Genomic DNA, 9,798 nt, shown 5'->3' on the forward strand with positions numbered 1-9,798 from the left:
TACGAGGCGATGGCCGGGGTCCGCTACGACCACGAGCCGGCCCAGCGCGGGGCGCTCCCGGCCGAGGAGGACTGGGACACCCGCTCCTACCTCCGCCACGTGCCCACCGTCTTCGAAGCCGTCCGGAACGAGTTCGGGCCGGAACTCCCACTGCTGCACGACGCCCACCACCGCCTCACCCCCATCCAGGCCGCGCAGCTCGGCAAGTCCCTGGAGCCGTTCGACCTGTTCTGGCTTGAAGACGTCACCCCCGCCGAGAACCAGGAGGCCCTGCGCCTGGTCCGCCAGCACACGACCACGCCCCTGGCGATCGGGGAGATCTTCAATACGGTGTGGGACTACCAGCAGATCATCCGCGAGCAGCTCATCGACTACGTCCGAAGCGCGGTCACCCACACCGGGGGCATCTCGCATTTGAAGAAGGTCCTCGACTACGCCGCGCAGTACCAGATCAAGTCGGGGATGCACGGGCCCACCGACATCTCGCCGGTGGGCATGGCCGCGGCCATGCACCTGGGCCTGGCGATCCACAACTTCGGCATCCAGGAGTACATGCAACACGGCGCCAAGACCGACCAGGTCTTCCAGCAGTCGTTCACGTGGACCGACGGCCACCTCCACCCCGGCCACCAACCCGGGCTCGGCGTCGACCTCGACACCGACGAAGCCGGGAAGTACCCCTACGTCCAGGCGTACCTCCCCTTCAACCGCCTCCACGACGGCACCATCCACGACTGGTGAACACTCAAGCGCCCCAAGCGATCGTGGTCATGGGAGTCGCGGGCTCCGGCAAGACCACCATCGCCGCTCTGCTCGCCGCCCGCATCGGCGGCGACGTCGTCGACGCCGACGACCTCCACCCCGCCACGAACGTCGCCAAGATGGCCGCGGGCACCCCGCTCACCGACGACGACCGGTGGCCCTGGCTCGCGGAGGTGGGCGCGGCGATCCGCAAGCGCCTCGCCGCCGGACGGCCCGTCGTGGTCGCGTGCTCCGCACTGCGCCGCGTCTACCGCGAATCGATCACCGCCGGCGCCGGGACGCCGGTGCAGTTCGCGCACCTCGACGGCGCGCATGAGCTCATCGCCGCGCGGATGGCCGCGCGGGCCGGGCACTTCATGCCCACCGGACTCCTCGACTCGCAGTTCGCGACCCTCGAACCGCTGGAGCCGGACGAACCGGGCTTCGCCGTCGCCATCGACGGCAGCCCCGACGCAACCGCGGAGGCGATCGCCTTCCGCCTGGACGACGCAAGGAAAGCGAGCCCCGCATGAACGATCCAGCGCCGCTCACCGCGCAGAGCACCATCGACGCCTGGCTGCGGCATCCGAAGGGCGAGCCGCTCATCAAGGGCCTCCTCGCGCAGTCCGGTGTCGCCGAGGACATGCTGGCGCCCGTACGGAACCTGCCGCTCCAGCAGCTCGTGGCCGTCAGCCAGGGGCAGATGCCGCAGTCGGTCGTGGACGACCTGGTGCTGCGGGCGAACGACGGCGTCGCCCCGACCGAGACCGCGGACTCGGGCCGATGGCACGAGACCGTCGTGCCCGGGCGATTCGGCGGCAGGACCGTGATCGTCACCGGAGCCGCCTCCGGGATCGGCCGGGCCACCGCGTCGCGCATCGCACGGGAGGGCGGCCGTGTGGTCGCCGTCGACGTGACGGCCGACCGCCTGCATGAACTCGCCGAGGAGCTGCCGTCGGTCACCGCCGTCAGAGCGGACATCACCGATCAGGCCGACATCGACCGGATCGCGGCGGTCGCGGGCGAGCGCATCGACGGCCTGGCGAACGTCGCGGGCGTCACCGACGACTACTCACCGGTCCACGAGACCACCGATGCCATGTGGGACAGGGTGCTCGGCATCAACCTCACCGGGAGCTTCAAGCTGACGCGCGCCGTCGCACCGGTCATGCTCGCCGCAGGGAGGGGCTCGATCGTCAACGTGGCCTCGGAGGCGGCGCTGCGCGGGAACTCCGCGGGCACCGCCTACACCGTCTCCAAGCACGGCGTAGTGGGCCTGACCAGGTCGGCGGCGTTCATGTACGGACCGCAAGGGGTGCGCGTCAACGCGATCGCACCCGGTGCGGTCGCCTCCGGCATCGCGATGCCCGCGAACATCTCAGCGGCCGGACACGCCCGCATCGCGCCGTTCCAGCAGGCCATCCCCTCACTGGCCGTGCCCGAACAGCTGGCGGCGTCGATCACGTTCCTGCTCAGCGACGACGGCGTCAACATCAACGGCGCCGTCCTCCCTTCCGACGGCGGCTGGTCCGTCCAGTAGCACCGGTCGGCCCCCTCGCCCTCCAACTTCACAACGCCCTCACCGCGAGCGGGGCGCCACCGGCACCCGGCGCACCGCTCGCAAACCACGACAAAGGAGTCGACATGCCCGAAGACACTCGGGAACCGGCGGCGCAGTCCCTTCCGGACGCCGCACCCGGGGCGATCGCCGCCCCGCCCCTCCAGCGCGTCAGCACTGCCTACCTCGTCTGGCTCGCCGTCGCGGCCTTCGGCGGCTCGCTCGCCATGATGGTGCCGCTCTCCTACTCCCTCGCCCTGCGGATCGACGAGATCGCGCCCGGCCGCGAGGAGCTCCTCGGCTTCGTCACCGGGTCGGCACAGTTCACCTACCTCGCGCTCAGCCCTCTGATCGGCCTGTGGAGCGACCGGCTGCGGTCGCGGTTCGGCCGCCGCACCCCGTTCATGGCCGCCGGGGCCCTGCTCGGCCTGGTCGCCATGGGCGGCATCGCACTCGCCGGGAACGTGCTCCTCGTGGGCCTGTTCTGGGTGATCGGCATGGCGGGCTGGTCTGTTGCGGGCCAGGCGATCCAGAACCTCCAAGCCGACCGGGTGCCCGAGGAGCAGCGCGGGCGCGTCTCGGCGCTCACCGGCGTCGCCGTCCAGGTCGCGCCGGTGCTCGGCATCGGGATCGCCTACGCGTTCGCCTCCAATGAACTGCTCGTGTTCATGGTCCCCGCGGCCGTGGGCGTCGCCCTCATGCTGCTGCTCCCGGTGTTCAAGCCCGAGGGCGACTCGCGCGCGCTCGTGGGCGCAGGCGCCCACGTCACGGTCAAGGGCCTGATCACCAGCTACGGCTTCAACCCGCGGAAGTACCCGGACTTCGGCTGGAACTGGCTCGGCCGGTTCATCTTCTTCATGGGCCTGTACTTCAACACGACGTTCAGCACGTTCTTCTACGCGCAGCGCCTCGACCTGCCCGTCAAGGAAGTCGCCGGAGTCCTCGCGGTCATCGGGATCATCGGCGTGGCCGCGGCCGCGGGCGGCGCCGTCGCGGGCGGGTTCCTCTCCGACAAGCTCCAGCGCCGCAAGCTCTTCGCCCTGATCGGCGCGGGGATCTTCGTCGCGGGCGCGGTGACCGAGGCGTTCGCGTACTCGCTGCCGCAGCTCATCGCGGGCATGGTGCTCATGCAGCTCGCCATCGCGGTGTTCGCCACGGTCGACCAGGCCATCGCCTTCGCCGTGCTCCCCGACCGCGCCCAGGCCGGCCGCTACCTCGCGGTGGTGGCCTTCGCGCAGAAGATCCCCAGCGCGATAGCGCCGCTCATCGCGCCGTTCATCATCACCGTCGGCGCGGGCGGCGGCGACAAGAACTACACGCTGCTGTACCTGTGCGGCGCGGTCTTCGCGCTCGCGGGCGGCCTCGTCATCGCCACCAAGATCAAGTCCGTCCGATAGCGAAAGGCACGCAATGACTCAGCAACCCCAGGGCCTGCGGATCGACTCCGGCGGTGACCAGTTCCCCGTGTCAGGGCCCGCGCCGCGGCTCTCCTGGCTGCCGGTGGCCGGCGCCGGCCGGTACCGGCTCGAAGCGGAGGTCGACGGCGAGGCGCAGACGCAAGTCGAGGTGGACGGGCACCGGTTCGTGCCGTGGCCGTGGGCGCCGCTGGGCAGCGCCCGGCGGGTGCGCTGGCGGGTGCGGACCGGCGACGCGGTCTCAGACTGGCACGCGTTCGAGAGCGGACTGTTCGAGGCCGACTGGACCGCGGAGTGGATCTCCCCGGTCGAGACCGGCAACGAGCCGTTCGGGCAGCGACCGGCGTACACGTTGAGCACGGACTTCGAAGCGCGGGAAGGCGTGCGATCGGCGCGGCTGTACTCGACGGCGCTGGGGGTGTACGAGGCGTTCGTCAACGGCGTGCGGGTCGGGACCGCGGAGCTGTCGCCGGGGTCGACCTCCTACGACCGAACCTTGTACGCGCAGGCGGCCGCGGCCGCGGTGCTGCCGGGCGCGAACCGGATCGAAGTGCTGCTGTCGGACGGCTGGGTGCGCGGCGAAGTCGGCGCCTTCCGCGAACCCGCCGGTTGGGACGGCCCCACGGGCGTGCGGCTCGAACTCCACGTCGCGTACGAGGACGGCACCCGGCAAGTGGTTCGCAGCGACGGGTCGTGGACGAGCCACCGCTCCCAGGTGGTCCGCGCGGGACTGATGGACGGCCAGACCGTGGATCTGCAAGCGCCGCAGGAGGACCCGGTGCCGGTCCTGACCGGCCGGGCCGAGGCGCCGCCTGTGGACTGGTCCCCCGCTCCGCCCGTCCGGGTGGTGGAGACGCGGCCCGCGGTGTCGCTCAAGCAGATCGATGACGGCACCTGGATCGCCGACTTCGGCCAGAACGCCTCCGGGTGGATCGCCCTGAGCGACCTCGGCCCGTCTGGGACCCGCACCGTCATCGAGTACGGCGAGCACCTCGGCCCGGACGGCGACCTGACGACCGCGCACCTCGACGCGACCTCGCCTGAAGGCAAGGAGGTGGTGTTCCGCCAGCGCGACGAGGTCGTCTCCTCCGGCGCGCCCGGGGTGTTCGAGCCGCGGCACACCGTGCACGGCTTCCAGTACGCCCGGATCACCCGGGACGCGCCGCTCAACGCGGACGCGGTGGCGATGCGGGTCGTCCACAGCGATCTGGCGCCGGCGGGCGACTTCGCTTGCAGCGACGACGACCTCAACCGGCTGCACGAGGTCGCGAAATGGAGCTTCCGCGGGAACGCCGTGGACATTCCCACGGACTGCCCGACCCGCGAGCGCATCGGCTGGACCGGCGACTACCAGGTGTTCGCACCGACCGCCACGCGCCTGTACGACGTCCTGGGGTTCAGCCGCAAATGGCTGCGCAGCGTGCGCGACGACCAGTGGGACGACGGGCGCATCGCGAGCTTCTCCCCCGACGGGCGGCGCACCAAGCTCAACCCGCAGCTGCGGCTCGCGATGATGACCGGCTCGGCAGGGTGGGCCGACGCGATCGTGCTGGTGCCGTGGGAGCTGTACACCGCATACGGCGACTCCGAAGTGCTCGCGGAGAACTGGGAGGCGATGGTCCGGTGGGTCGAGTGGGCCCTCGGCAATGCCGCCTCGGCGCGGCACGCCTCGCGCATCGAGCGCTCGGCCGAGCCGCTGCCGCACGAACGGTACCTCTGGGACGGATCGTTCCACTGGGGAGAGTGGTGCGAGCCGAAGCCGAAAGGCCCGGACGGGAAGTCGTACGACCCGATCCAGGTGAACCCGACCGCATGGTTCACCTCGGACAAAGGCGAGATCGGCACGGCGTACCTCTACCGGTCCACGAGCGTCCTGGCGCGGATCGCGGGCCTGCTCGGGCGGGCCGAAGAGGCCGCGCGGTACGGGGCGACCGCGGCGCGGGTGCTGGACGCGTGGCGCACCGAGTTCCTCGACGAGCACGGCCACACCGCGGTCGACAACCAGCCGAGTTATGTGCGGGCGTTGCATTTCGGCCTGATCCCCGACGAGTTGCGGGAGCGCGCGGTGGACCGGCTCGCGGCGCTGATCCGCGAGGCGGACACGCACTTGACGACCGGGTTCCTGGCGACCGCGGACCTCCTGCCGGTCCTGGCCGACCACGGCCGCGCCGACCTCGCGTACGAGCTGCTGTTCCAGCGCACCGAGCCGTCGTGGCTGGGGATGCTCGACCGCGGCGCGACGACGATCTGGGAGAACTGGGACGGCGTGGACGAGGACGGCGAGGCGCACGAATCGCTGAACCACTACAGCAAGGGCGCGGTGATCCGCTTCCTGCACACGCACACCCTCGGGCTGCGGCAGGACGAGGACTCGGCGGCATGGGAGTCGTTCACCGTGGCGCCCTTCCCGCACGCGTCGCTGACGTGGGCGCGCGGACACCTCGACACTCCCCAGGGGACGATCAGGGTCGACTGGGCGGTCGAGGGCGGCGAACTCGCCCTCACCGTCGAGGTCCCGCCCGGGACCTCCGCGACGATGGCCCTCCCCGACGGCACGACCCGCACCGCCGCGCCCGGCGTCCACCGCGCGGCCTGCCGCCTGGACGAAGGGCACTGACATGGACGACCTCGGCCACTACTGCAACCCCCTGGACCTGGCGTACCGGTACCAGGACCTCCGGTTCAAGGGGGTCGTGCAGGGCGTCGTCTTCGGCGAGCCGCGGCGCAGCGTCCACCGTGAGGGCGCGGACCCCTCGGTGGTGCGCTTCCGGAACCGGTTCTACCTGTTCGCGTCGATGTCGCGCGGGTTCTGGCACTCCGCCGACCTCGTGGACTGGGAGTACCGCGCGAGCGAGGCGCTGCCCGCCTACGACTACGCGCCCGACGCCCGCGTGATCGACGGAGCGCTGATCGTATGCGCTTCCAAGAAGGACGCTCCGTGCCCGTTCTTCCGGAGCGAGGACCCGCTCACCGGCGACTTCACCGAGGTCGCGCCCGGGACGTTCCCGTTCTGGGACCCGAACCTGTTCCAGGACGAGGACGGCAAAGTGTTCCTCTACTGGGGATGCAGCAGCACCGTACCCGTTCGGGGCGTGCAGGTCGATCCCGAGAGCTTCACGCCGCTGGGCGAGCCGGTGGACCTCGTCGCCGCCGACACGACCGCGCGCGGCTGGGAGCGGACCGGCGAGGACCACGTCAAGGCGGTCCCGCGCACCGAGCTGGAGCGGAAGATCGCGCAGTTCCAATCCGGCGAGCCGTACATCGAGGGCGCCTGGATGACCAGGCGCGGCGACACGTACTACCTCCAGTACGCGGCGCCGGGGACGCAGTGGAACACCTACGCGGACGGGTACTTCACGAGTCCGTCGCCGCTCGGGCCGTTCGCGTACTCACCCCACAGCCCGTTCTCCTCCAAACCCGGTGGCTTCGCAACCGGCGCCGGGCACGGCAGCACCTTCCAAGACGCGCATGGCAACTGGTGGCACGCCGCCACCATGCGGATCTCGGTGAACGACCCGTTCGAGCGGCGGGTCGGGATCTTCCCGGCCGGGTTCGACGCGGACGGCGTGCTCTTCTGCAACCAGCACTTCGGCGACTACCCGCGGCCCGTCCCGGCCGGGTCCGCCGACCCGTGGGCCGATCCGCCGTGGATGCTCCTGTCCTACCGCGCCGAGGCGACCGCCTCGTCATCGCTGGCCGGGCACGGCCCGGCGCTGGCGGCGGACGAGGACATCCGCACGTGGTGGGCGGCCGGATCGCGGGAGCCCGGCGAGTGGGTGTCGCTCGACCTCGGTGCGACCCAGCGGGTCCACGCGATCCAGGTGAACCTGGCCGCCCACGGGGTGGACGCGCCGGAGTGCCCTGACGGCGTGGACGTCGGGCATTCGTGGCGGGGCGTTTTTGCCGAGCACCAGGCCGCGGAGTTCCTCGTGGAGGTGTCGGCGGACGGCGCCGCCTGGGAAGCCGTGCGGGACACGCGCGGCACCGGCGAAGACGGGCCCCACGCGCTCGTCGTCCTCGAAGGCGGGCGACAGGTCCGGCACGTGCGCGTCACGGCCGGGCGACAGCCCTTCGACGCCGTGTTCGCGGTGAGCGGGCTGCGGGTGTTCGGGATCGGCGGCGGCCCCGCACCGGAACCGGTTGCCGTGACGGCGGTCCGAACCGACGACCTGACCGCGCGGCTCGACTGGCCCGAATCGCCCGGCGCGGACGGCTACAACGTCAGGTACGGCGCCCATCCCGAGAAGCTCTACCAGAGCCGCCTGGTGCATGGGCGCAACGAGCTGGAACTGCGGACCCTCAACGCGGACACGGACTACTGGGTCGCCGTGGACGCGTTCAACGGCGGCGGGATCGCTCCCGGGACCACGGTCCGGGTCGTAACGAACGGGCCACAGCCTGAGAATGTCGTGGCAATCGATTGACAACTTCAATCAACAGCTGATGTACTACCTGACAACCCGGCTGTTCCCTCAAACCGTCAATCGGTTGCCGGATTGCCTTTTCACACGAAGGAGTCTGAAAAGATGCCAACGACCTCTCACCGCCGCGGGGCGGCCGCGATCGCCTCCGCGGCGGTCCTCTCCTCGCTCCTGGCCGCCTGCGGCGGACAGGACTCCTCTGACGGGTCCGGGGCGACCGAACTCGCCCTGGCCGCCTTCTCCGGCCCCAACTCCCTCGATCCGGCCCAGCTCGTGGACGGCCAGCAGATGTTCGTGTGGTCCTCGATCCTGGACACGCTCCTCGCCCGCGACTACGAGACCGGCGAGCTGATCCCCAACGCCGCCGAGTCCTGGGAGTACAACGAGGACGGCACCGAGCTCACCCTCCACTTGAGGGACGACATGACGTTCAGCGACGGCGACCCGGTGGACGCCGTGGCCGTCGCCGCCACCATGGAACGCAACCGGACCACCGCCGGGATCGTGCAGGTCAAGTACGGCGCGGTGCAGAGCATCACCGCCGTCGACGAGCACACGGTGACGGTGGCGTTCACGCACAACGACCCCCAGTTCCTGCCGAACCTGGCCCTGAGCACCGGCGCGATCGGCGACCCCGACACCCTCGATGACGAGCGCACCGCAACCGACCCGATCGGCTCGGGCCCGTACACGCTCGACACCGCGAACACCGTGCCCGGCACGACGTACGTGCTCAAGAAGCGCGAGGACTACTGGAACGCCGACGCGTACGACTTCGAGAAGGTCACCGTGCGAGTCCTCCAGGACCCCACCGCGTCGCTCAACGCGCTCCAGGCGGGCGAGATCAACGCCGCGACCGTCCAGGCCCAGGTCTCCGGGCAGCTCGACCAGAACAGGTTCGCGCTCCAGCAGATCGACGCCCAGGCGACGGCGTACCTCGACATCCTCGACCGCGGCGGGGAGCAGTGGCCCGCGCTCGGCGACGTGCGCGTGCGCCAGGCCATCAACTACGCGATCGACCGCGAGGGCATCCTCGACTCGATCATGGCCGGCGTCGGCATGGCCACCACCCAGATCTACAGCCCCTACGGCGAGGTCTACGACGAGTCGCTCAACGACGCGTACCCGTACGACCCCGACAAGGGCCGGGCGCTCGTGGAGGAGGCCGGGTACGAGGGGACCGTGTTCACGATCCCGAGCACGTTCCTGTCGACCTCGTACGAGTCGGTCCTCTCGCAGGCGTTCGAGGACATCGGCCTCGGCCTCGAATGGGAGGCCGTGCCGCCGCAGCAGGCGCAGTCCGCGCACCTCTCCGGCGACTACCCGCTCTCGTTCCAGGTCACCGGCTTCAACTCCCCCGAGGCCGACTCGGTCTCCCACTTCGGCGCGAGCGGCTACTCGAACCCGCGCGGCTACACCGACGCCACGGTCGACGCCCTGTTCGAGCAGATCAACTCCACAGTAGACCTGGAGGAGGCGCTGCCGTCCTACCGCGAACTCAACGCGTACGCGGTGGAGCAGGCGTTCGAGGCGCCGATCGTCTTCACCGGCGGCCTGTGGGCCACCGCCGACGGCATCTCCCTGACCACCACGGGCGCGTCCACGATCTCCACGGTCCGCCTGTTCGACGTCGAATCCTGAACCCGACCCGGGAGGGGCGCCG

At 70.8% G+C, this 9,798-nt stretch carries 7 protein-coding genes; all 7 read left to right on the plus strand.

Annotation, left to right across the window (positions count from 1 at the left end; translation table 11 throughout):
* Positions 1-741, plus strand: a 741-nt coding sequence (locus B0I28_RS17650; RefSeq protein ID WP_281260940.1) for an enolase C-terminal domain-like protein, incomplete at its 5' end; no start/stop codon positions are given.
* Positions 738-1,274: a gluconokinase gene (locus tag B0I28_RS17655; protein WP_219926838.1), complete on the plus strand. Its 537-nt coding sequence runs from the start codon at positions 738-740 to the stop codon at positions 1,272-1,274. The genes B0I28_RS17650 and B0I28_RS17655, both read left to right, overlap by 4 nt.
* Entirely contained in the window at positions 1,271-2,281 is a 1,011-nt protein-coding gene (locus B0I28_RS17660; RefSeq protein WP_106365173.1) for an SDR family NAD(P)-dependent oxidoreductase, read from the plus strand. The genes B0I28_RS17655 and B0I28_RS17660 overlap by 4 nt, the downstream gene beginning before the upstream one ends.
* A 104-nt stretch (positions 2,282-2,385) precedes the next feature.
* Positions 2,386-3,696, plus strand: coding sequence for an MFS transporter (locus B0I28_RS17665; protein WP_106365174.1), 1,311 nt, complete (start codon positions 2,386-2,388; stop codon positions 3,694-3,696).
* Between the two features lie 13 nt (positions 3,697-3,709).
* Positions 3,710-6,331, plus strand: coding sequence for a family 78 glycoside hydrolase catalytic domain (locus B0I28_RS17670; protein WP_106365175.1), 2,622 nt, complete (start codon positions 3,710-3,712; stop codon positions 6,329-6,331).
* A gap of 1 nt (position 6,332) precedes the next feature.
* Positions 6,333-8,138 (plus strand): family 43 glycosylhydrolase, encoded by a 1,806-nt coding sequence (locus B0I28_RS17675; RefSeq protein ID WP_106365176.1) that lies wholly within the window; start codon positions 6,333-6,335, stop codon positions 8,136-8,138.
* 102 nt (positions 8,139-8,240) lie between these two features.
* Positions 8,241-9,776: an ABC transporter substrate-binding protein gene (locus B0I28_RS17680; RefSeq protein ID WP_106365177.1), complete on the plus strand. Its 1,536-nt coding sequence runs from the start codon at positions 8,241-8,243 to the stop codon at positions 9,774-9,776.
* Positions 9,777-9,798 lie beyond the last annotated feature (22 nt).

Source organism: Glycomyces artemisiae, from assembly GCF_003002955.1.
Lineage (GTDB): Bacteria > Actinomycetota > Actinomycetes > Mycobacteriales > Micromonosporaceae > Glycomyces > Glycomyces artemisiae.

What these genes read in the sequence shown, in the direction of transcription:
- B0I28_RS17675 (WP_106365176.1), top strand. Translation starts at nt 6,333, where the DNA reads ATGGACGACCTCGGCCACTACTGCAACCCCCTGGACCTGGCGTACCGG.
- B0I28_RS17660 (WP_106365173.1), top strand. Translation starts at nt 1,271, where the DNA reads ATGAACGATCCAGCGCCGCTCACCGCGCAGAGCACCATCGACGCCTGG.
- B0I28_RS17680 (WP_106365177.1), top strand. Translation starts at nt 8,241, where the DNA reads ATGCCAACGACCTCTCACCGCCGCGGGGCGGCCGCGATCGCCTCCGCG.
- B0I28_RS17670 (WP_106365175.1), top strand. Translation starts at nt 3,710, where the DNA reads ATGACTCAGCAACCCCAGGGCCTGCGGATCGACTCCGGCGGTGACCAG.
- B0I28_RS17665 (WP_106365174.1), top strand. Translation starts at nt 2,386, where the DNA reads ATGCCCGAAGACACTCGGGAACCGGCGGCGCAGTCCCTTCCGGACGCC.